The sequence below is a fragment of the Bacillus sp. FSL K6-0042 genome, assembly GCF_038006685.1.
Taxonomy (GTDB): domain Bacteria; phylum Bacillota; class Bacilli; order Bacillales; family Bacillaceae_G; genus Bacillus_A; species Bacillus_A pseudomycoides.
This window is the reverse complement of the sequence record NZ_JBBOVS010000001.1, coordinates 4,734,890-4,756,978: the sequence shown is the minus strand read 5'-3', so window position 1 is coordinate 4,756,978 and position 22,089 is coordinate 4,734,890. Positions and strand designations below refer to the sequence as shown.

General features: G+C 37.7%; 22 protein-coding genes. 1 reads left to right on the top strand and 21 read right to left on the bottom strand.

All coding sequences use genetic code 11. The features are described from left to right. Positions 1 to 12: 12 nt before the first annotated feature. The 5 genes from plsX to MHH45_RS24555 all read right to left on the bottom strand — a co-directional run bounded on the left by plsX (position 13) and on the right by MHH45_RS24555 (position 6,225). Positions 13 to 1,005, bottom strand: coding sequence for a phosphate acyltransferase PlsX (plsX, locus tag MHH45_RS24575; RefSeq protein WP_016115976.1), 993 nt, complete (start codon positions 1,003 to 1,005; stop codon positions 13 to 15). Continuing rightward, entirely contained in the window at positions 1,002 to 1,601 is a 600-nt protein-coding gene (fapR, locus tag MHH45_RS24570; protein WP_340863271.1) for a transcription factor FapR, read from the bottom strand. The genes plsX and fapR overlap by 4 nt, the downstream gene beginning before the upstream one ends. Before the next feature lie 83 nt (positions 1,602 to 1,684). Beyond that, positions 1,685 to 3,733, bottom strand: a complete 2,049-nt coding sequence (gene recG / locus MHH45_RS24565; RefSeq protein ID WP_016133225.1) for an ATP-dependent DNA helicase RecG — start codon at positions 3,731 to 3,733, stop codon at positions 1,685 to 1,687. A 430-nt stretch (positions 3,734 to 4,163) separates the two neighbouring features. Beyond that, positions 4,164 to 5,840 carry a DAK2 domain-containing protein gene (locus tag MHH45_RS24560; RefSeq protein ID WP_016115979.1) on the bottom strand — a complete coding sequence of 559 codons (1,677 nt, stop codon included), beginning with the start codon at positions 5,838 to 5,840 and terminating at the stop codon, positions 4,164 to 4,166. A gap of 22 nt (positions 5,841 to 5,862) precedes the next feature. Beyond that, entirely contained in the window at positions 5,863 to 6,225 is a 363-nt protein-coding gene (locus MHH45_RS24555) for an Asp23/Gls24 family envelope stress response protein (RefSeq protein WP_016115980.1), read from the bottom strand. A gap of 379 nt (positions 6,226 to 6,604) precedes the next feature. On the opposite strand from MHH45_RS24555, the gene rpmB reads away from it, so the two are divergent. Further along, entirely contained in the window at positions 6,605 to 6,793 is a 189-nt protein-coding gene (gene rpmB / locus MHH45_RS24550) for a 50S ribosomal protein L28 (protein ID WP_000124776.1), read from the top strand. 71 nt (positions 6,794 to 6,864) lie between these two features. Here the strand turns inward: rpmB and spoVM are convergent, their stop codons facing one another. The 16 genes from spoVM to MHH45_RS24470 form a co-directional block, all read right to left on the bottom strand. After that, a complete protein-coding gene (gene spoVM / locus MHH45_RS24545) occupies positions 6,865 to 6,945 on the bottom strand; it encodes a stage V sporulation protein SpoVM (protein ID WP_001213600.1) in 81 nt (26 codons plus the stop codon). 66 nt (positions 6,946 to 7,011) lie between these two features. Beyond that, on the bottom strand, positions 7,012 to 7,653 hold the full coding sequence (locus tag MHH45_RS24540; RefSeq protein WP_016115981.1) for a thiamine diphosphokinase: 642 nt from the start codon (positions 7,651 to 7,653) through the stop codon (positions 7,012 to 7,014). 105 nt (positions 7,654 to 7,758) lie between these two features. Continuing rightward, positions 7,759 to 8,403, bottom strand: a complete 645-nt coding sequence (gene rpe / locus MHH45_RS24535) for a ribulose-phosphate 3-epimerase (RefSeq protein ID WP_016115982.1) — start codon at positions 8,401 to 8,403, stop codon at positions 7,759 to 7,761. A gap of 2 nt (positions 8,404 to 8,405) precedes the next feature. Continuing rightward, complete coding sequence (gene rsgA, locus MHH45_RS24530) at positions 8,406 to 9,287, bottom strand: ribosome small subunit-dependent GTPase A (protein ID WP_016115983.1); 882 nt, start codon at positions 9,285 to 9,287, stop codon at positions 8,406 to 8,408. 284 nt (positions 9,288 to 9,571) lie between these two features. Further along, a complete protein-coding gene (pknB, locus tag MHH45_RS24525; RefSeq protein ID WP_016115984.1) occupies positions 9,572 to 11,542 on the bottom strand; it encodes a Stk1 family PASTA domain-containing Ser/Thr kinase in 1,971 nt (656 codons plus the stop codon). A gap of 8 nt (positions 11,543 to 11,550) precedes the next feature. Beyond that, complete coding sequence (locus MHH45_RS24520) at positions 11,551 to 12,303, bottom strand: Stp1/IreP family PP2C-type Ser/Thr phosphatase (RefSeq protein WP_016115985.1); 753 nt, start codon at positions 12,301 to 12,303, stop codon at positions 11,551 to 11,553. Positions 12,304 to 12,307: 4 nt separating this feature from the next. Then, on the bottom strand, positions 12,308 to 13,396 hold the full coding sequence (gene rlmN / locus MHH45_RS24515; protein ID WP_016131883.1) for a 23S rRNA (adenine(2503)-C(2))-methyltransferase RlmN: 1,089 nt from the start codon (positions 13,394 to 13,396) through the stop codon (positions 12,308 to 12,310). 4 nt (positions 13,397 to 13,400) lie between these two features. Continuing rightward, entirely contained in the window at positions 13,401 to 14,735 is a 1,335-nt protein-coding gene (rsmB, locus tag MHH45_RS24510) for a 16S rRNA (cytosine(967)-C(5))-methyltransferase RsmB (protein WP_016131884.1), read from the bottom strand. Further along, positions 14,732 to 15,676, bottom strand: a complete 945-nt coding sequence (gene fmt / locus MHH45_RS24505) for a methionyl-tRNA formyltransferase (protein WP_088093639.1) — start codon at positions 15,674 to 15,676, stop codon at positions 14,732 to 14,734. The genes rsmB and fmt overlap by 4 nt, the downstream gene beginning before the upstream one ends. 16 nt (positions 15,677 to 15,692) lie before the next feature. Further along, a complete protein-coding gene (gene def / locus MHH45_RS24500; protein ID WP_016131885.1) occupies positions 15,693 to 16,169 on the bottom strand; it encodes a peptide deformylase in 477 nt (158 codons plus the stop codon). Between the two features lie 11 nt (positions 16,170 to 16,180). Next, the gene (gene priA, locus MHH45_RS24495) at positions 16,181 to 18,586 is read right to left on the bottom strand and encodes a primosomal protein N' (protein ID WP_016131886.1); all 2,406 of its coding nucleotides are present in this window, start codon (positions 18,584 to 18,586) and stop codon (positions 16,181 to 16,183) included. Further along, complete coding sequence (gene coaBC / locus MHH45_RS24490) at positions 18,583 to 19,788, bottom strand: bifunctional phosphopantothenoylcysteine decarboxylase/phosphopantothenate--cysteine ligase CoaBC (protein WP_016131887.1); 1,206 nt, start codon at positions 19,786 to 19,788, stop codon at positions 18,583 to 18,585. Before coaBC ends, priA begins: the two co-directional genes overlap by 4 nt. Positions 19,789 to 19,987: 199 nt before the next feature. Then, positions 19,988 to 20,200, bottom strand: a complete 213-nt coding sequence (rpoZ, locus tag MHH45_RS24485) for a DNA-directed RNA polymerase subunit omega (protein WP_016115992.1) — start codon at positions 20,198 to 20,200, stop codon at positions 19,988 to 19,990. A 1-nt stretch (position 20,201) separates the two neighbouring features. Next, positions 20,202 to 20,819 carry a guanylate kinase gene (gene gmk, locus MHH45_RS24480; protein WP_016115993.1) on the bottom strand — a complete coding sequence of 206 codons (618 nt, stop codon included), beginning with the start codon at positions 20,817 to 20,819 and terminating at the stop codon, positions 20,202 to 20,204. Between the two features lie 13 nt (positions 20,820 to 20,832). Further along, on the bottom strand, positions 20,833 to 21,096 hold the full coding sequence (gene remA, locus MHH45_RS24475; RefSeq protein WP_001251459.1) for an extracellular matrix/biofilm regulator RemA: 264 nt from the start codon (positions 21,094 to 21,096) through the stop codon (positions 20,833 to 20,835). A 67-nt stretch (positions 21,097 to 21,163) separates the two neighbouring features. After that, positions 21,164 to 22,039: a YicC/YloC family endoribonuclease gene (locus tag MHH45_RS24470; protein WP_016131888.1), complete on the bottom strand. Its 876-nt coding sequence runs from the start codon at positions 22,037 to 22,039 to the stop codon at positions 21,164 to 21,166. Positions 22,040 to 22,089: the final 50 nt, after the last annotated feature.

The window sequence follows — 22,089 nt, the reverse complement described above, 5'->3', positions numbered from 1 at the left end:
CAAATCCTCCTCTTATTGAAGCGGCTCTTTCTCCATTACACTTGAAATTGTAGGAATGACTTCTTTCGCTACCATTTCTCTCGTTTGACGAATCGCACTAAAAATCGATTGATCATTAGAAGATCCGTGAGCCTTAATGACAGGAGCTTTTAATCCAAACAATGCTGCTCCGCCATACTCCGAATAATCCATTTTATCTTTTAATACCATCAGCTTCGGTTTTAATACTGCCGCTGCTAATTTACTTGTGAACGAACTCATTAATTGTTCTTTTAACATAGAAAATAATGCTAGTGCAGTTCCTTCCAATGATTTTAATGCTACGTTTCCAGTAAAACCATCGCATACAACTACATCTGCCACACCTTGTAATAGGTCTCTTGACTCAACGTTTCCAACAAAATTAATTGGCGCATCTTTTAGCATAGCGAATGCTTGTTTTGAAAGTTCGTTTCCTTTGCCATCTTCTGTCCCGACATTCAAAAGACCAACACGCGGATTGTTAATTCCTCTTACTTTCTCAGCGTAAATAGAACCCATTACCGCATATTGATATAAATGAATTGGCTTCGCGTCAACATTTGCTCCAACGTCTAACATAACAAAACCTTTCCCATCAATTGTTGGCATTGTAGGAGATAACGCTGGACGTTCAATCCCTTCCATACGTCCTACCACAAACAATCCAGCTGCCATTAAAGCCCCTGTGTTACCTGCTGATATACAAGCATTAGCTATACCTTCTTTTACTTGCTGCGCTGCAAGTACCATTGAAGCTTGCTTTTTCCGTCGAACAGCTCTTACTGGTTCATCTGTCCCTTCAATCTTTTCATCTGTATGAAGTACAGTAATACGCTCTTCGCTTGTTAAATACTGACGAATCTCCTCTTCTTTTCCTACCAAAGTAATATGTAAATCTGAAAATTCCTTAATAGCTTTCATTGCTCCTAATACAGCTGCTTTTGGAGCGTGATCGCCACCCATTGCATCTATTGCGATTTTCATAAATTGTTACCTTCCTCACTATAATTACTAGATCGATACATTTCAAAAGTGCCTGTAAAAACAAGTTCTTCGCCAACAAAGCTATGCACTTTGACAACCGTCCGTCCTTTATCATTCTCCACATCTTCAACGCGTGCTTTCGCAACAACACGTTCTCCTAATTTTACAGGACGAATATATCGAATGGTAGACTTTGCAGTTAAAGCTAATTCTTCATCAATAACTGCAACAGCTAGTGAGTTCGCTTGAGCAAACAAATGGTGCCCACGCGCAATTTGATTTCTTTTAAATACATGCTCCATCTTCACTTCAAAAATAGAAATTGCATGTCTATCTAATTCTATATCAATAATTTCTCCAACTACCTCTTCTAACGGTAAAGATTTTACATCTTCTTCATGCTGTTTCGTTGCCACATGTTTAATTCGCTCTCTTAACTCAGGAATCGATAATTCCATTCGATCAAGGCGAACCGTTTGGATACTTACTTGAAACTGCTCTGCTAACTCTTCGTCCGTTATGAACGGATTCGTTTCTATTGTTTGTTGTAATAATACTTGTCTTTCTTTCTTACTTTTTCTTTTTTCATACCGCACCATCCGTTTTTATGACTAGGTACTAACAGTAGTATATAATCATTAAAAGTAGAATGCAACAAAAAAATTTGCACATTCCATTTTTAATCGAGCTTTTCTCCTTGAAACACACCTGCTCCTTCAAGATATACGCGTAATGCAGCATACTGCTCGTTGTGCCAAAACGCTTCAGAATCAACCAGCATGGCCGCATCTTGTCTCGCCGTTTCCAACGCTCGATAATCATGTACCATATCAGCTACCTTAAACTCTGGTAGACCACTTTGTTTACTTCCAAAGAAATCTCCAGGACCACGTAACTCTAAATCTTTTTCCGACAATACAAATCCATCATTTGTTTCCGTCATAATGCGCATGCGTTCTTTCCCAGTTTCCGATTTCGGATCTGCGATTAACAAACAATACGACTGCTCACTCCCACGGCCAACACGACCTCGAAGCTGATGCAATTGCGATAAACCAAAGCGCTCCGCATCATAAATTACCATAACCGTTGCATTTGGCACGTTGACACCAACCTCAACTACAGTTGTTGAAACAAGAATTTGCACTTTATTTTCACTAAATCTCTCCATTACATCTTCTTTTTCTTGAGAGGATAAACGTCCGTGCATTAATCCAACCTGAAACTTTCCTTGATAGTGATGCATCAGCATACTATGCAAATCAATTGCATTTTGCACATCAAGCTTCTCAGATTCTTCAATAAGCGGACAAATTACATAAGCTTGTCTCCCCTTATTCACTTCCTTTTCCACGAAGCCAAGGACACGTTCTAACATATCATGTTTTGCCCAATACGTTTCAATCACTTTACGCCCAGCAGGCATTTCATCAATAATAGAAACATCCATCTCTCCAAAAGCAGTAATCGCCAATGTACGAGGAATCGGTGTTGCTGTCATAAACAACACATCTGGACTTTCACCTTTCTCTCGTAAAACGCGGCGCTGCGCTACACCAAAACGGTGCTGTTCGTCAGTAATAACAAGTCCAAGTCTATGGAAAATGACCTCATCCTGAATTAAAGCATGTGTCCCAACAAGAATATCTATTTCTCCTTGTTCAAGTTTCGCTAAAACTTCACGACGACGTGCGCCCTTAACTGAACTCGTTAACAATTCCACATTCATATTAAAATGCGAGAACGTCTCTGCTAGCGATTGATAATGTTGTTCAGCTAAAATTTCTGTAGGGACCATTAACGCACCTTGATAATGTGCAAGTTTCGCTGCATAAAGAGCAATTGCAGCTACGACTGTTTTTCCTGATCCAACATCCCCTTGTAATAACCGATTCATCCGGTACGGAGACTGCATATCTTTTATAATCTCAGAAACAACGCGACACTGTGCGCCAGTAAGCGGGAACGGAAGTGCATCAGTGAACTCTTCTAATTCTTTCATTGAAATATCTTTTTTCGTCCCCTTCGAACTCTCTCTTTCCATTTTACGCAACGCTTGCATTTTGAGCTGGAATAAGAAAAATTCTTCATATACAAATCGGCGACGTGCCTGTTTTAAATCTTCTTGACCAACTGGAAAATGGAGCGCTCGAAGCGCTTCATAACGCGGTAATAATTTATAACGCCCTAACAAACCATCTGGCAACATTTCTTCTATAGAGGAACCATACTCTTTTAAAGCTTGTGCAATAAAACGTCGCATTTGTTTTACTGTTAATTTTCCTTTTACTGAATACACAGGTTCCACTTCTTGCTGACGTACGACTGGACCAAAGTGAAGCTCGGATATAGAAATCGTTTGACGATGCTGATCCCATTTACCAGTAATCGTCACCGTTTCATCAAGCTTTAATTTTTGCTTATAATACGGTCTATTAAAACATACAGCCGTAATTAAATAACGGCCAACAAGTACGCGAACAGTAAGACGCGATTTCTTTTTCCCGTAATATTGTAATAAAGGAGCACTATGCACCTTTCCTTCCACTGTTACACGCTCTTCATGTTTCACTTCTGCCAAATCTTTCATCGCGTAGTCTTCATAACGGTACGGAAAATGCTCTAATAGATGGGAAACTGTATAAATCCCCATCTCATGTAATAATTCAGATGTCTCTTCCCCGATTCCTTTTACATCCGTAACAGGAACTTGCACAACTTCATTCAAGATTTTCACGCTCCGTCACATCATTTTCTTATTTTTACTCGCGTATATACTTCATGCATATATGGATATACAATTCCATATAACTTACATATTTACTATCCTAACTTGTAATCGTTCTCTTCTGCCTTTTCTATTCTATCATAGGCATTCTCAAGGAAACTACCCTTATACATTATCAGCCATATATAATGACCCTTTCCTTCCATTAACCTAAATACCTACTTGATTAAACTTTGCGAAATCTTTTATCAAATTATGTATATTCCGAAGAAAGATATGCGATAAAAAAGAGCCTTACTATAGCAGCAAGGCTCTTTTTTATCGTCATTATGCTAGCCTTTTGAAAAAGAACCACTGACGATAGATTGTCGCTAGTTCTTGCTCATTAGCAAGTAAAACCATTCATCTCTATGCAAAAAAGAGATTCCCTTTATTCTACAGAGAATATGAAAGAATATACAGGTTGATTTCCTTGGTGAACTTCTACCTCTACATCTTCAAACTTCTCTTCTACAAATGCAACTAGCTCTGCAACTTCTTCATCTGTTGCATCTTCACCTTGCAAGATCGTTACAATCTCAGAATCTTCATCAATCATGCTTTCTAGCAATTGCTTCGCTGCATCTACTTTTTTAGAATTTGTAGATACAATTTTCCCATCTGCAATACACATGAAATCATTTTTTTGAATCGCTACACCGTCAATTTCCGTATCACGAACTGCATACGTAATTTGACCTGTTTTCACATGTGCTAGTGCTTCTTGCATGTTCTCTTCGTTTTCTTCTAACGTTCCAACTGGATTAAATGCTAACATCGCAGCCATTCCTTGAGGAACAGTTTTTGAACGAACAACAATCACTTCTTGATCAACAACAGATGCCGCTTGCTCTGCTGCCATCACAATATTCCCGTTATTCGGTAATATAATGATTTTTTCAGCATTTGCTTCTTCGATTGCCTTTACGATATCCTCTGTACTTGGATTCATCGTTTGACCACCTTCGATAACTTGTGTTGCCCCAATGCTCTCGAATAGGTTTTTAATACCCGATCCCATCGCTACAGTTACAATACCGTATGGTTGCTTTTCTTTTACTGGAATTACTTTTTCCGGCATCGGTGCTGGCTCATCTAATAAAGCAGTATGCTGTTCACGCATATTTTCTACTTTAATTTTAATCAAACTACCATAACGTTGACCGTAGTTCATCGCATCACCAGGATGTTCTGCATGAATATGAACTTTTACAACTTCATCATCCGAGACAACAAGCAATGAATCTCCATATACACTAATATCTTCACGGAATTTCTGCTCAGAGAAATTATGTTCTTTCATTTTTTCAGACTCTAATTTCACCATAAATTCCGTACAATATCCGTATTTAATATCTTCTGTACTCAATTGGCTTTGTACACTACGGTGATGCTCCGCACGCACCATTTCATTCATAGATGGTTGTGCTGGTACATCAGAAGAAATTGTTTCTCCTTTTAAATCAGCTAAAAAGCCTTCGTATACAACAACAAGACCTTTACCACCGCTATCTACAACGCCAACTTGTTTTAATACAGGTAATAAATCTGGCGTACGATTTAACGATGCATTTGCTTCTTTGACAACGTCTTCCATAAACAAAACAAAGTCGCGCTGTTTTTTCGCAACTGTGACTGCATATTTCCCCGTTTCTCTTGCAACTGTTAAAATCGTTCCTTCAATCGGCTTCATAACCGCTTTATACGCCGTTTCTACACCAGCTTCTAAAGCTGCCGCAAAATCAACTGTTGTTAATTCTTCTTTTTGTTCAATGGATTTAGAGAAACCACGGAACAACTGAGATAAAATAACACCTGAGTTACCACGAGCTCCCATTAATAATCCTTTTGCTAAACTTACGCCGACTTTACCAGCATGCTGCGAAGGGTTTGCTTTCACTTCACGCGCGCCTGAAGTCATTGATAAATTCATATTTGTACCGGTATCGCCATCTGGAACTGGAAAAACGTTTAATGCATCAACAAGCTGAACATTGTTTGTTAGGTTATTCGCTCCTTGAATAATCATTTGTGATAAACGTTTCCCATCAATTTTTTGAATTGACACAGATTTTCCTCCTTAATGCACATTACAAGTTTATTACTTTAACTCCTTGTACGTAGATGTTTACAGATTCTACTGCTAGTCCTACCGTTTGGTCTAATGTATATTTCACTTTCGTTTGGACGTTGTGTGCTACCTCTGAAATTTTCGTACCATAGCTCACAATAATATACATATCAATATGTACTTCATCTTCGTCTTTACGAACAATAACGCCTCTAGTGAAGTTTTCTTTTCGTAAAATTTCTGTTAATCCATCTTTTAATTGATTTTTTGAAGCCATACCAACGATACCGTAGCAATCTACCGCGGCACCTCCAGCAATCGTTGCAATTACATCTGTACTAATATCAATTTGACCGTACTTCGTTTTAATTTCAATTGACATCTCTTTTCCCCCTTCATAAATGGTGAAAGTGAGCTAGACTACTTTAATTACTATCATATAATCTTTTAAAAGAAAATTCCATCGTTCTTTCTTTTCGCTCTCATATTTTTATACTTATTATTACACTTTTCTACGATGAGCAAAATAGTCCATTGTTATTATACAACATGTACCACTATAATATGTCAAGTGATTTTTCTTGATTTCTACTTTTCTTTACTGAAATTTAGTGTCAAGTAATTTTTCTTGATTTCTTTTTTATACACTGTTGCATTCTCTATTTAGTTGTGTTAAATTATAGTAGTGTTTTTAGCATCGCATAAAAGACTAACATTGAAAAAATTACGTATGTTAAGGTAGTTAAGGGAGGGAAATATAGATGGCTCGTGTTTGTGCTATTACTGGAAGAAAAGCTCGTTCTGGTAACTCTCGTTCTCACGCAATGAACGCTACAAAACGTAAATGGGGCGCTAACCTTCAAAAAGTTCGCGTACGCATCGACGGTAAAGTTCAACGTGTTTACGTTTCTGCTAGAGCATTAAAATCTGGCAAAATCGAACGTGTTTAATAATAAAAAAAAGAGCCAATAGGCTCTTTTTTTATTATCCTCATGAAAAAAGCACCATTAATGGTGCTTTTTTAGTCCTTTTTAAAGGTATTTAACACCGCGCGAACAATTCCACCAAGAAATTTAGGTAACTTAATTGTATAAAATCTCATGGTTTCCCTCCTAATCCCCATTACTCCACTTGTTTACTATATGATGCAAGTAGCAAAAGTGTTTCTTCAATCAGTGCTTCTTATCACCATTAATATGCCAGAAGTAAATGAAAAAGTACCTTTTTCCGCAATGAGTTCATTACTAACACAAAGCGTCGATCCCCATTCTATCGTTTTATCAGTAAGAGGATATTTAAAGCCACGAAGTGTAATACCTTTTACAATTTCCGTAACAGGCACAAAGGATACGTATGGAAATTGTTTATTTTCTTCAATTATATATGTGCCTACTTTTTTTACAGAGATTTCATTTTTATTGTCAACGATATACATTTCAGTATATGCTTCCAGCCCTTTTAAAAGCATTTGTATGTTCGCTAACCCATGATCAAGCCTTCCGCCTGTAGCACCAAAAATGCGAATCAAATCCGGCTTTTGCTCCAGTGCCCAATGAATTGCAATTTCTAAATCCGTTTGATCTTTTTCACGCGGAACAATATGTAACTCATCTGTCTGTTTTTGCATCCACGCTAATTCTTCATCTGTAACTGAGTCATAATCACCAAATGCAACAGTAGGTATGATTCCTCTTTGCAACAAACGATATACACCACGATCAACCGCAGTCCATACTACTTCCTCATTTTCATACCGAGAGAAATCAGCACAGTACTCCGCCGGTCCTCCAGCTAAAATATGAATAATCATCTTTTCTTTCCCTTCTATAGAAAAAAGCAATCTGCCAGTCGGTAGATTGCTTTTTTCACATTAGCCCGTTCTAACAGGTCTTAAAAGTTTTCTTATCTATATTCCTTATCCACGAATTACTCGAATTGCTTCACCGCGGTCTTTTTGATTGTACACTGCTGATCCTGCTACAAGAACATTTGCTCCAGCTTCTACACAAAGTCTCGCAATCTCAGCATTCACACCACCATCAACTTCGATTTCTACTTGTAAATTACGCTCTTTGACCATTTCTGCAACTTGTTTAATTTTCGGTAATACAGAGTGAATAAACTTCTGCCCACCAAATCCTGGATTTACTGTCATAAGTAATACCATATCAATATCTTCCAATACGTGTTCAATCATTGAAACTGGTGTATGTGGGTTTAATACAACTCCAGCTTTGATACCATGTGATTTAATTAATTGAATCGTACGATGTAAATGCGGGCACGCCTCTACATGAACAGTAATAATATCCGCTCCAGCTTTTGCAAAAGTAGGGATATAGTTATCCGGGTTTTCAATCATTAAGTGTACATCTAATGGTAAAGATGTAATTGGACGAATCGCTTCTACAATTAACGGACCAATTGTAATGTTCGGAACAAAATGCCCATCCATTACGTCAACATGGATATAATCCGCTCCGCCCTTTTCTACATCTTTAATTTCTTCCCCTAGTTTGGAAAAATCTGCTGATAAAATCGATGGTGCAATTTTAATCATAATTAATACCTCGGCTTTCTCTCTCTAATTTCTTCTACAAATTGTTTGTAATGTTCATAACGATATTGTGTAATTTTCCCTTCTTCAATCGCAGCTTTTACTGCACATTTCGGTTCTGAAAGGTGTGTACACCCTCTAAATTTACAGTATTGACTCTCTTCTTTCAACTCTGGAAAACAATGCGTAAGATCTTCTACTTCGATATCAATAAAATCAAGAGAGCTAAAACCTGGTGTATCTGCAACCAGACCGCTTCCTACTGCAATTAATTCTACATGCCTTGTCGTATGCTTCCCTCGCCCTAAATGCGATGAAATATCATCTGTTTTTAGCGCTAAATCTGGGCGTAATACATTTAACATGGAAGATTTCCCTACACCAGATTGCCCCGCAACAACTGAGACACAGCCTTCTAAGAATGGTTTTAAAATATCAATACTTTCCGATGTATTTATAGAAGTAAATAACACATCATATCCCATTTCACGATAATCATTTGCATAAGATTCAACAGTTTCTCGCATTTTTTCATCTACTAAATCCATTTTACTAATACAAATAATTGGTTTAATGTTATGATATTCAATTAATACTAAAAATCGATCTAATAACCCTGGGTTAAAATCTGGTTCAACTGCTGAGAAAACAAGGATTGCTTGATCAACATTGGCAATTGGCGGCCTAACAAGTTCATTTTTCCGCTCAAAAATCTCTAAAACATAGCCTTCATTCGGATTCTCCGCTTGAAAAACTACTTGATCTCCTACAAGTGGTGTAATTTTATTTTTTCTGAATACACCACGACCACGGCATTGTGTAATGCCACCTTCATGCTGTACATAATAAAAACCACTTAAAGCTTTTACAATTTTTCCTTCTGCCATATAATTCTCCTTTATTCTATATAAAGTGAAATTGTTATCAGCCTCTCCATACAGTTATCCCTTCCTTAAAATATTGAGACGGGGTACTGCCAGCGAATACTAGGATAAAACTGACTATTTATTAGTTCAGATTCTCCTTTATTTCCACTTCACTTTTATGGCTGTCCTTCTATTTCAAAACGTAATTTCTTACCCTTCTACGTTAACAGCATAACAGGCAAGAGCAACAAATTCCACTCTCCATACAAAGAAGGTGGAATCCACCAAATGGAGACACACCTTTACTAGGCTGGATATGGCACTTCTTTATCAATAATTGTCGTCCCATCTCGAACAATTTTGTAATGGCCTTTTGTTCCTTCTTGAATCACAAATTCCAAAGAAATAGTAGCAGATTCTGTTATTTTTCGCGTTTCAATCGGCTTATCCATTTTCTGCTGCATATCTTCTTTATAAATTTCAATTGTTTGTGGCTTTTTCTCACCTTCTGCAGGAGGCTCATATGGAATCGAAATGTTATCAACCTTTACTGTTTTCGTTACTTTAGGCTTTGGCCCATCTGAGATAGTAACCGTTACTTTATCTCCTTCTTTTAACGGCGTTCCTGGTTTTGGTGATTGTGAAATTACCAAACCTTTCTCAACTGTATCTGAATACTCTCTTTTTATATTAGGGACAAGTTTATTTTCATTTAAATAGCTATTCACATAATTTTCAGTCCATCCCGAAAAATCACCAGGTCTAATTTGATAAGGACCCTTACTTACCCAAACTTTCACATCTTGCTCAGCTTCTACAACCATTTGGTCTTCTGTCGGAATTTGCTCTACAATTTGCCCTTTTGGTTTCTCACTTTCAATATAGTACGGAACAACAATTTTATATTTTTCTTCCAAGTCTTTCTTCGAGCTTTCAAAATCTTTTCCGATTAGGTTACTCATCTTGCTCTTCTTTTTCCCTCCTGATTGATAGATTGTAATTTTAGAGTTTTCCTTTACAACCCTTCCTGCTGCCGGACTTGTTTTAATTACTTTCCCAGCTTCAACATCATCTGTATAAACAATGTTCGGTTCAGCAACTTCAAATCCTTTCTCAACAAGAGTGTTAACCGCAGTCTCATACTTCATACCAGACACATCAGGAGTTTTTACGTCTTTAGGAATAAAGAATCCTGGAATCACAGTCAGCGCTAACGTTGTGCCGATTGCTAAAAGTAAAAATGTTGTAAGTAACACTTTCAGCCATTTGTTACTTCGCTTTTTTTTCTCGTTCGGTTTCACTTCTTCATCTTTTATCTGTTCATCCACTTTACTTCCATTCAATACAATTGTTTCATCGCTTACATTTCCAAATAATTGTTCTTGTTGAATAATTGGAATTGCCTTCGTCGCTTCCATATCTTCAGGTATATAAAATGGTTGTTCGTTAATACGTTCTGGATATAGCGCCGTTTCAATATCTCTCTTCATCGCATTAGCAGACTGATAGCGATGAAATGGATCTTTTGCAGTTGCTTTTAAAATAATATTTTCTACACTTTGCGGAATATCTGGATTCCAGCGTTTTGGAGATGGTGTTTCATTCTGTAAATGTTTTAAAGCGATCGCAACCGCAGACTCTCCTGAGAAAGGTTGTCGCCCTGTTAGCAATTCAAACATAACAATACCAAGCGAATAAATATCCGATTGTTTATTCGCTATCCCTCCGCGTGCTTGCTCTGGTGACAAGTAATGGACCGAACCAAGCACTGAGTTCGTATGCGTTATCGCCGTTGCACTTGTAGCAGTCGCAATCCCAAAGTCTGTCACCTTCACGACTCCATCCTTCCGAATTAAGATGTTATGTGGCTTTATATCTCGATGGACAATTTCAAAATGATGCGCATGTGCCATTGCAGATGTTAACTGCTCCATAATATCAAGAGCTTCTCCTATCGGTAACATTCCACGCTGAGTTATGTATTGCTTTAGTGTTTGTCCAGGTACATATTCCATAACAAGATAATAAATTCCATCTTCTTCTCCAACATCATACATATTCACAATATTTGGATGCGACAACGTTGTAACAGATTGCGCTTCTCGATGGAAACGTTTAATAAACTCATCATTATTTGCATAATCGAGTCTTAATATTTTTACCGCTACATCTCGGCCTAGTATATCATCATGAGCCAAATATACATTGGCCATCCCTCCGCCACCGATCATTTTCAGTAGCTTATAACGGTCGTTTAGGCGTTTTCCAATCAGCACGTTGTAATTCACCTACTTTCGTTTGCCGAATCCGCATAATCAACAATGACAAGGGTAATATTATCTTCTCCACCACGATCATTCGCAAGTTGAACAAGATGTTCTCCCTTTATCTCGAGTTGTTCGTTTAATTGCAAAATCTTTCGCATATCATCCATAGCAACTTTATTTGATAATCCGTCAGAGCAAAGAAGCAGTTGATCATTTTCTTCTAACACTAATGTTTTAGCATCTAATCCAACTTTTTCTTCTGTTCCAAGCGCTCGTAAAAGCACATTCTTTTTTGGATGATACTCTGCATCCTCTTTTGAAATCTCACCATATCTGACAAGTTCATTTACAAGTGAATGGTCTTCAGTTATAAGTGAAATCTCATCATCTGATAACATGTAACATCGACTATCTCCTATGTGTCCAATTGTTACAAATCCCGCTGTACAAATCGCAACAATAACAGTAGTTCCCATACCACTACACTCTGTATGTTTCTTCGAGTATTCGTATACCCTCTCGTTAATCATCTCAACGTTTGTATGTAGCCATTCTTCGGCCTTTTTTGGTGTATCCATATTATACGTTTGTTTCCAATAATCATGGAATAGTTGAATGGCCATCGAGCTAGCAACATCGCCTGCTCGATGACCTCCCATTCCATCAGCTACAACAGCTAAAATATCTCCATCTAAATTATGAAAAACTCCTGCACTATCTTCATTATGTTGACGAACTTTCCCTTTATCCGATAGAAACACGGCTTTCATCTTGTCACCTCGTCTCTTCTTTGCGCTCCTTTGCACGCAACTGACCGCAGGCAGCATCAATATCATGACCTTGTTCACGGCGAATCGTTACATTCACTCCACGGTCTTTCAACGTTTTTTCAAATAAGAAAATTTGTTCACGTGGTGTTCTTACGTAATCGCGTTCTGGTACATAGTTTACCGGAATTAAGTTCACATGACATTTTACACCTTTTAAAAGTTGAGCCAATTCTTCGGCATGCTCAACTTGGTCGTTTTCTCCTCCAAATAAGCCATATTCAAACGTAATGCGACGCCCGGTTCTATTTACATAGTATTTAATAGCTTCCATTAAGTCAGGCAGCTTATAAGCACGGTTAATCGGCATTAACTTTGAACGTAATTCTGTATTTGGAGCGTGCAATGAAATCGCAAAGTTAATTTGCATATCCTCTTCAGCAAACTTATAAATTTTCGGGATGATTCCACTTGTTGAAACCGTCATATGACGTGCACCAATATGAATTCCTTTTTCATGGTTGACAATGCGTAAAAACGACATTAAGTTATCGTAGTTATCAAACGGCTCTCCAATTCCCATTACAACAAGAGAACTCACGCGCTCATCTGTCTCATCAAGCGCACGTTGAACCTCTACTACTTGCGCTACGATTTCTCCAGCCTCTAGGTTTCGCTTTAAACCACCTAGTGTTGATGCACAGAATGTACAACCAATTCGGCAACCTACCTGTGTTGTTACACAAATGGAATTTCCATATTCATGTCGCATTAATACTGTTTCGATAGAATACCCATCATATAATTGGAATAAAAACTTAATTGTCCCATCAGAAGATGTTTGCTTTACTAATGTATTTAAAGTAGTAATATCAAAGGAATTCGACAATTTATCACGCAATCCTTTTGAAAGATTTGTCATATCCTCATAATTTTTTACACGCTTTTTATATAGCCAATCAAAAATTTGACCTGCACGGAATTTCGGTTCACCTTGTTCCTTTAACCAATCTTGCATTTCATGAAGTTGTAAAGAGTAAATAGATATTTTTTTTGTTTCTAAATCTTTCTTTTGTTTTTTTACAGTCGTTTCCATGATGCTACACCTTCTTTCTTAAACAAGCAATATAAAAGCCATCTGTTGCAAAATAATGCGGTAAAATTTGTACTTGCCCTTCATTTATATAAGGACGTAATTTTTCTGGCATGCGCTCTTTCATAGTAGTATCCCATTCAAATTCAGGATGCTCTTGTAAAAATTGCTCTATCACTTGTTCATTTTCTATTTTTTCAATTGTACACGTACTATAAACAAGGCGACCACCTGCCTTTAACAGTGGAGCTACCTTTTCTAGTATCGATAGCTGAATTGTCGACAGTCTTTCACTATCACCTTTTTCTTTACCTAATTTAATATCAGGTTTACGTCTGATAACACCAAATCCAGAACATGGTGCGTCTACTAATATTTTGTCAAAGCTTTCGTTCGCAAAATGTTCTTGAACTTTTCTGGCATCTAGCGCCTTTGTTTCAATGTTCTCTAATTCTAGACGCTTCGCCTGTTGCTGAATTAGACGAACTTTATGCGGATGTAAATCCAGCGACGTTACCTGACCAGTCCCCTTTAAACGCTCTGCAATGTGTGTTGTTTTCCCACCAGGCGCCGCGCAGCTATCAAGAACCATATCTCCTTCTTCGGGTTTCAAAGCACGCGCAACAAGCATAGAGCTTTCATCTTGAATAGAAAGGAAACCGTTTTTAAACGCTTCTGTATGCGCTACGTTTCCTTTTTCAATTTGGATAGCGTCTTCTGATAAATCACCACGTTTTGCTTGTACGCCCTCACGTTCTAGTAAAGCAATCGCTTCTTCTACCGTTATTTTATCAACATTCACACGTGCTGTCGGTACCGGCGGAACCATATTTACTTCACACATTTTTTGCGCTGTTTCTAAATCGTATGCTGATACCCACTCTTGTACAAGCCACTCTGGATGACTCGTTGCAACAGAAATTCGCTCTACAAGATTTTGTATCTCCTCTAAAGATGGCACACCTTCACGTTGAATCGAACGGAGTACCCCGTTTACCATCCCTGCAATTCCTTTATGACCACGACGTTTTGCAATCTCAACAGCCTCATGAATCGCCGCTCTTTCTGGGACGCGATCCAAATATAGCATTTGATATAAAGATAAGCGAAGTAATATTTTTACCCACGCTTCAACTTTTTTTCTTAAAAATGGTTGTAAATAATAGTCAAGTGTATCACGACGTTGAATCGTTCCATAGACAATCTCAGTTAACAAGCCAATATCTTTTCTATCAATCGCACTTTTTTCAATCAACTTATTTAAAAGTAAGTTACTATAAGCGCCACTTTTCTCTACTTGAATTAGACCATCAAGAGCTAACTCACGAACATTTTGTCTCATGCGTCTTCTCCTAACTTCGTACCAATTTCAGGTTTTGTTCCACGTAAAAATTGTGAACAACTCATGCGCTTTTTACCAGATGGTTGTAATTCAGTAATTTTAACACCTGTTTCATTTCCTGTTGCCACAACGAAACCATCTTCTTCAATTGCTACAATAGAACCAGCTTCAGCCTGTACTGTTACAGGAACTTTTTCGCCCCACCATACTTTTACAACTTGTCCTGCTAAAGTTGTATAAGCAACTGGCCACGGATTTAAACCACGAATATGATTGTAAACCTCTTCTCCTGTTTTCATCCAATCAATCTTTTCTTGCTCACGTTTAATATTGTAAGCGAATGTTACTTCATCCTCATTTTGTTTAATCGGTTCTAATTTTCCTTGTATTAAAAGCGGAACTGTTTTTGATAATAAGTGTGCTCCAGCCTCACTTAATTTATCAAATAATGAACCAGTTGTTTCACGTTCTTCGATTTCCACTTCTACTTGCGTTAAAATATCACCAGCATCTAATTTTTCCACCATATACATAATTGTGATACCTGTTTTTTCTTTTCCCTGCATGATGGAGTAATGAATTGGTGCACCGCCGCGAAGTTCTGGAAGTAATGACGCATGAACATTAATACATCCATACTTTGGTGCTTCTAAAATTTCGTTTGGTACAATTTGTCCGAACGCAGCTGTCACAATTAAATCCGGCTCTAATGCCAATACTTTTTCATATTCGTCTTTTTCACGAATTTTTAATGGCTGTAACACCGGAATACCATGTTTTTCCGTTTCCACCTTAACAGGTGTTGGTGTCATAACCTTTTTTCTTCCCACTGGACGATCCGGCTGCGTTACAACACCAATTACATCATATCCATCTTCAATAAGACGACGAAGCACCGGTACAGAAAAGTCCGGTGTTCCCATAAATACTACTTTTATCATTCAAAAACCGCTCCTTTTACATCTCTTCTAATTCATTTTCTTCATAATATCTCGTCACTTTTGATGTAAATAACACACCATGTAAATGGTCGATTTCATGTTGGATTGCGCGTGCTAAAAAATCATCTGCCTCTAATAAAAAGATTTTACCACGACGATTTTGTGCACGTATTTTAATATACTCTGCACGCTCCACTTCACCATAAAGTCCCGGAAAGCTTAAGCAGCCTTCGGGACCTACTTGTTCACCACGTTTTTCTAAAATAACTGGATTAATCAGTTCGATTTTCCCCGTATCATCACCAATATCAACAACTGCCACTTGCAAACTTACGCCGACTTGTGGTGCTGCTAAACCAACACCATCTGCAACTAACATTGTTTCATGCATATCTTTTAACAAATTCACTAACTTTTTATCAAAGTTAATTACCCGTTCACATGGGGTTTCTAACACTTCATCTGGATGCTTTACAATTTCTAAAACTGCCATATTTTCCTCCGCTACATTAACATTGTTGGATTAAAGTCGATTGAGATCTGCAAATCTTTTTGCATTTCTGCTTGATAATGTTCATTTACCATTTTGAGCACGTACTTTAAGTTTGGTTCCCGCTTGTATTTTATCATGCATTGGTATCGATATCTATCTTTTATCCTTGGAATTGCTGAAGCAACCGGTCCTAGCACCATTGTTTGCCGCGAGCAATGCATTCGTAAATAACCGACAATTTTTTCCGTTACTTGCACTGCTTTTAATAACTCTGGATGCGAAACGGTTACAAGTGCGACATAGTAGTACGGCGGGTATTGCCTCATTTTTCTCATTTGCATTTCTTGTTCGAAAAATACATCGTACTGCTGATTCTTTGCTAGTTCTACGCTATAGTGTTCTGGCGTATACGTTTGAATTACTACTTCTCCTGGTAATTCATGTCGACCTGCACGTCCACTCACCTGTGTCAATAACTGATACGTTTTCTCGCTTGCTCGAAAATCTGGTAAATGCAGCATCGTATCAGCTGTTAAGACACCAACAAGTGTAACCTTTGGAAAATCAAGCCCTTTAGCGATCATCTGTGTTCCAAGTAAGATATCAGCTTTCTCTTCACCGAAGGCTTTTAATAACTTTTCGTGCATTCCTTTGCGACTCGTTGTATCAACATCCATACGGATAACCCGCGCCTCTGGAAATAACTTTGTAATTTCTTCTTCTACCTTTTGTGTTCCTGTCCCAAAGAAACGAATATACGAACTATTACAAGCAGGACAAGCAGTTGGCATACTTTCCTCATAACTGCAATAGTGACATTTTAAACGATGATTCATTTTATGATAGGTGAGTGATATATCACAGTGTGGACATTGCACGACATAACCACAATCACGACACATGACAAACGTTGAATGGCCTCTTCGATTTAAAAAAAGAACCATTTGTTCTTTCTTTTCTAACCGATCCGCTATTTTCTCATGAAGTAACTTTGAAAACATAGAACGATTTCCATCACGCAGTTCCTCACGCATATCAACAATTTCTACTGTCGGCAACGCTTGTTCATTCATACGCTTTTGCATGGTTAGTAGCTCATAAACACCTTTTTTCGCTCTAGCAAATGATTCTAGAGTCGGCGTTGCACTGCCGAGCACGATTGGACAATTATGATATTGCCCTCGCCAAATCGCAACATCCCTGGCATGATACCTTGGATTATCTTCCTGTTTATAACTTGACTCATGTTCTTCATCAATAATAATAATTCCTAAGTTTTCAAATGGAGCAAAAATAGCGGAGCGTGCTCCAACAACAACTTTTACTTCTTTTCGTAAAATTTTCCGCCATTCATCATATTTTTCCCCAACAGAAAGCGCACTATGAAGAACCGCAACTTGCGAACCGAAACGTCCTTTAAATCGATCTACCATTTGCGGTGTTAACGCAATTTCTGGAACAAGTACAATCGCCTCTTTTCCTTTTTTCAACACCGCAGCAATGGATTGCAAATACACTTCTGTTTTACCGCTTCCTGTAACACCATATAGTAAAAATGGATTATATGTTTCATTTGTAATGGATGACAAGATGGGCGCAATCACTTGATTTTGTTCATCTGTGAGTGGAAATGGCTTTGTCTGTTCAAAAGCCTCATCGTCATATGGGTTACGATATACTTCAATGTACTGTTCTAAAAGCAACCCTTTCTTCACAAGCGACTTTACCGGTGCATCTGTTATTTGTAGTTCTTCTGTTAATATTTTTAATGGCACACTGTGATAATTTTCTACAAAGTAATACAGTACATCTTGTTGCTTTTTACTTTTCAGCTCAAAGGCAGCTGCCTCTAATTGTTCCTGTGGCAATTCTGGCTGAATCACCCTTTGTTTCTTCTTTTGCACTTTATCTTTTACTTTATAGATGACTTCAATAGTGCCGTTTGTTATCTCTTTTTGAACCATGCGATACATATGTGAGTGCGTAGCAATTTCTTCCCAATTTATCGCTTCTTTCCCTTGAAACAAATCACGAATTTCCGGCGCTACTGCAGCTGTTTTATGGAGCTGTAGCCGTTTTTTATAAGTCGCTTTTATCGCAGTTGGAAGCATAACTTGAAAAGCTGAAATCATATAACATAACGTTTCATCCGTCAGCCAAAAACCAAGTTTTAATAATTCTTCATTTAAAACTGGCGTAACATCTAGTATTTCATGCAATGCTTTTAACTTTTTACTTTCCACATCGACTGAATCTTTTATTTCAATAATAAAACCTTGTAATTTCCGTGGACCAAACGGAACGACTACACGCATACCTGTTTGTACAATATCTTCCCATTTCTTAGGGATAACATAATCAAACGGGCGATCTGTTTGACGTGCCGGTACATCAACGATTACACTTGCAAATTTCATACACGATCCTCTTCTAACATCGCTTCAATTTGCATTAAAATTTCACGTGCAACTTCTTTCTTTGTTAAAAGAGGTAATCGAATAACTTCTCCATCTTTTCTATACATTGTTACAATATTCGTATCCGTACCGAATCCTGCACCTTGTGCTTTCACATCATTTGCAACAATCATATTTGCATTTTTTTCACGCAATTTTTTCGTTGCATATTCTTCTATATTTGTCGTTTCAGCAGCAAAACCGATAAGAAGTTGATGCTCTTTTTTCTCACCGAGTGTTTTCAAAATATCGATTGTTCTTTCTAACTCAATGACTGCATCGCCACTTTTCTTTTTCATCTTCTGATTATGCACAATTTTCGGGCGATAGTCTGCTACTGCAGCTGTTTTAATAACAACATCCATAGATCCATAATGTTGCATTACAGCTTCTAACATATCTTGTGCAGATTCTACTTGCACAGTTGTTACATTTACAGGTGGTGCTATTGCAGTTGGACCTGAAATAAGTATTACATCCGCTCCTAAGTTAGCAGCAACTTCCGCTAGCGCATACCCCATTTTCCCTGAAGAAAAATTCGTCATAAAACGTACTGGATCAATTTTTTCACGAGTTGGGCCCGCAGTTACTAAAATTTTCTTTCCTTTTAATGGTTTATGTTCTGAAAATGCTTCTTGTAATCGAGCGATAATTGTTTCTGGTTCTTCTAATCGACCTTTCGCAACATATCCGCATGCTAAAAAGCCTTCTCCAGGCTCAATAAATGTATATCCCAACGCTTTTAACGTCATCATATTCTTTTGGACAATTTTATTTTCATACATATGCACATTCATAGCAGGTGCAATCCAGACTGGCGCTGTAGTAGCTAACAATGTTGTTGTGATCATATCATCAGCAATACCATTTGCTAATTTCCCGATACAATTCGCTGTTGCTGGTGCAATAAGCACAACGTCCGCCCAATCCGCTAAATCAATATGAGCGATAACTGCAGAATCTTTTTCATCAAACGTATCTGTGTATACATCATGGCGAGAAAGCGCTTGAAATGTAAGAGGTGTAACAAATTTCATCGCCGATTCACTCATCATTACTTTTACAAGTGCTCCTGCTTGTGTTAATTTACTCGTTAACGCAGCCGCTTTAAAAACAGCGATGCCTCCTGTTACACATAGAAGTATCTTTTTCCCTTTTAGCATATGACTCGTCCTCTTTCTTTTTCAAACTTATTCTGCTGAAATGTATTCATTCCAGCTCGTCAGTGCTAGTATTTCATTAAACAAAAACCTATTTCTTTTTAGCTCTATCGTAAAAAAATAACAACCTACTTGTAAATAGGTTGTTACCGTTACATAGAAAAGTATAAAGTCTATGTTTTCATTTGTCGAAGAGAATGCCTTACTCAGATACTTTCTCTTCGCTTGGTACATAATTTAATACTTCCGCATCGATTTCTTCTAACGCTTTACCTACACATTTATGAGAAACAGGATTTTCAACAACACAGTTGTTAACCATTTGCATTTCACGAGCACGTTTTGCCGCTACCGTTACTAATGTATATTTAGAGTCGATTTTTTTTAGCAATGAATCAATTGATGGATTTAACATATTATATACCCTCCGTCATTTCTTTATAATATTTCGCTACTCTGTCGCGGCGGCAATGTTCACCAACCACAATAGCTTTAATGCGTTCACAAGCAAGTTCTACTTTATCATTTTCTACTACATAGTCATAAGCGTCCATCATCTCGATTTCTTCTTTTGCTACAGTTAAACGATTTTCAATAACCTCTTCAGTCTCTGTACCGCGACCAACGATGCGATTCTTAAGCTCTGATAAGCTTGGAGGAGCTAAGAAAATAAATACCCCTTCTGGGAAAGCTTTCTTTACTTGAATTGCTCCTTGTACTTCAATTTCTAAGAATACATCTTTTCCTTCTTGCAATGTTTTTTCAACATAATCGATTGGTGTTCCATAGTAATTCCCAACGAACTCTGCCCACTCAAGCAGCTTTTCGTTACGAATCATTTCTTCAAACTCTTCTCTCTCTTTAAAGAAATAATCCACACCATCTACTTCACCTTCACGCGGTTTACGTGTCGTTACTGAAATAGAGTATTGAAATTTTGTATCTTCATGGCTGAACAACTCTTTTCGAACTGTCCCTTTCCCAACGCCAGAAGGTCCTGAAAGAACGATGAGCAACCCTCTTCTACTTCTCATAAATATGTAAAACCTACCCTTCCTCACTTAAATCTTCTTTATTATTTAAACGATGTGCAATCGTCTCTGGCTGAATTGGGCTTAGTACAATATGCCCATCATCCATAACAATAACCGCCCTTGTTTTTCTCCCATACGTAGCATCTAGTAACACGTTATGTTCACGCGCTTCCTGCACCGTTCGTTTAATAGGAGCTGACTCCGGACTTACAATTGCAATAATTCGATGAGCAGATACAATATTCCCATATCCAATATTTAAAAACCGCATGGCCATAGTTTGCGCCTCCTAGTAAGTCTATCCGATTTCCCCACCACGTATAACTTTATATATTTTTTGACAGCTACTCAATATTTTGTACCTGTTCACGAATTTTTTCAAGGTTATTTTTCATTTCTACAACATATTTTGAAATTGTTAAGTCGTTTGCCTTAGAACCGATCGTGTTAATTTCCCGATGCATCTCTTGTACAATGAAATCCATTTTTCTACCAACAGGCTCCTCGATCTCAAGAGCTTCATGAAATTGAGCTAAATGACTTTGCAAGCGAACCAATTCTTCATGAATATCCGAGCGCTCAGCAAATATCGCCACCTCTGTCAGCAACCTTTGTTCATCTAACTCATGATTATGTAATTCTTTTAAGCGATTTTCCAATCGTTCACGATATTTTCGAGTAACAATTGGTGCATGCGGGATAATCGCATTTACACAATCGTGTATCTCTTGTAAACGATACGCTATATCTTTATGTAATCGTTCTCCTTCGCCATCTCTCATCGTTTTTAACGTACGAGCAGCTTGGCGAACAGCTTCATATAAATTTTGTTCAAATTGTTCATTTACATTTTCCATTTCTTCAATCGCCGTTACTTCTGGCATTGCCATTAATTGTTGAAGTGTAATGGAATCTTGTAATTGAAATTTCGTTTTCACGTCTTCCATAATGGATTTATACTGCTTGAGAAGCGGCCAATTCACACTTAACTTTCTTTCAACAAGCCCTTCCCCTGTAATAATAATGGACACTTCAATACGCCCGCGGCGAACTTGTTCTGCAATTAACTTACGAATTTTGTCCTCAAAAACCATCATTTGTTTCGGAAGTCGAATGTTCATCTCTAAAAAACGATGGTTCACTGACTTCATTTCTACTGTAATTTGAAAAACATCATTTTCCACTTTCGCTCTTCCAAATCCTGTCATACTAGAAATCATCTTTATCACATCCACACCATGAAATAACTCAATGAAAAAGGTAATAGAGA

Coding starts and splice junctions, on each gene's coding strand:
- rsmB (WP_016131884.1), bottom strand. CDS start 14,735: ATGAGACAAAATGTTCGTGAGTTAGCTCTTGATGGTCTAATTCAAGTA.
- def (WP_016131885.1), bottom strand. CDS start 16,169: ATGGCAGTTTTAGAAATTGTAAAGCATCCAGATGAAGTGTTAGAAACC.
- MHH45_RS24555 (WP_016115980.1), bottom strand. CDS start 6,225: ATGTCAATTGAAATTAAAACGAAGTACGGTCAAATTGATATTAGTACA.
- fmt (WP_088093639.1), bottom strand. CDS start 15,676: ATGATAAAAGTAGTATTTATGGGAACACCGGACTTTTCTGTACCGGTG.
- rpe (WP_016115982.1), bottom strand. CDS start 8,403: ATGATTAAAATTGCACCATCGATTTTATCAGCAGATTTTTCCAAACTA.
- plsX (WP_016115976.1), bottom strand. CDS start 1,005: ATGAAAATCGCAATAGATGCAATGGGTGGCGATCACGCTCCAAAAGCA.
- gmk (WP_016115993.1), bottom strand. CDS start 20,819: ATGAGAAGTAGAAGAGGGTTGCTCATCGTTCTTTCAGGACCTTCTGGC.
- coaBC (WP_016131887.1), bottom strand. CDS start 19,788: ATGCTAAAAGGGAAAAAGATACTTCTATGTGTAACAGGAGGCATCGCT.
- rsgA (WP_016115983.1), bottom strand. CDS start 9,287: ATGGCAGAAGGAAAAATTGTAAAAGCTTTAAGTGGTTTTTATTATGTA.
- rpmB (WP_000124776.1), top strand. CDS start 6,605: ATGGCTCGTGTTTGTGCTATTACTGGAAGAAAAGCTCGTTCTGGTAAC.
- priA (WP_016131886.1), bottom strand. CDS start 18,586: ATGAAATTTGCAAGTGTAATCGTTGATGTACCGGCACGTCAAACAGAT.
- rlmN (WP_016131883.1), bottom strand. CDS start 13,396: ATGGAAACGACTGTAAAAAAACAAAAGAAAGATTTAGAAACAAAAAAA.
- MHH45_RS24520 (WP_016115985.1), bottom strand. CDS start 12,303: ATGAAAGCCGTGTTTCTATCGGATAAAGGGAAAGTTCGTCAACATAAT.
- MHH45_RS24540 (WP_016115981.1), bottom strand. CDS start 7,653: ATGATTATTCATATTTTAGCTGGAGGACCGGCGGAGTACTGTGCTGAT.
- rpoZ (WP_016115992.1), bottom strand. CDS start 20,200: ATGTTAAATCCATCAATTGATTCATTGCTAAAAAAAATCGACTCTAAA.
- MHH45_RS24470 (WP_016131888.1), bottom strand. CDS start 22,039: ATGATTTCTAGTATGACAGGATTTGGAAGAGCGAAAGTGGAAAATGAT.
- remA (WP_001251459.1), bottom strand. CDS start 21,096: ATGGCCATGCGGTTTTTAAATATTGGATATGGGAATATTGTATCTGCT.
- spoVM (WP_001213600.1), bottom strand. CDS start 6,945: ATGAGATTTTATACAATTAAGTTACCTAAATTTCTTGGTGGAATTGTT.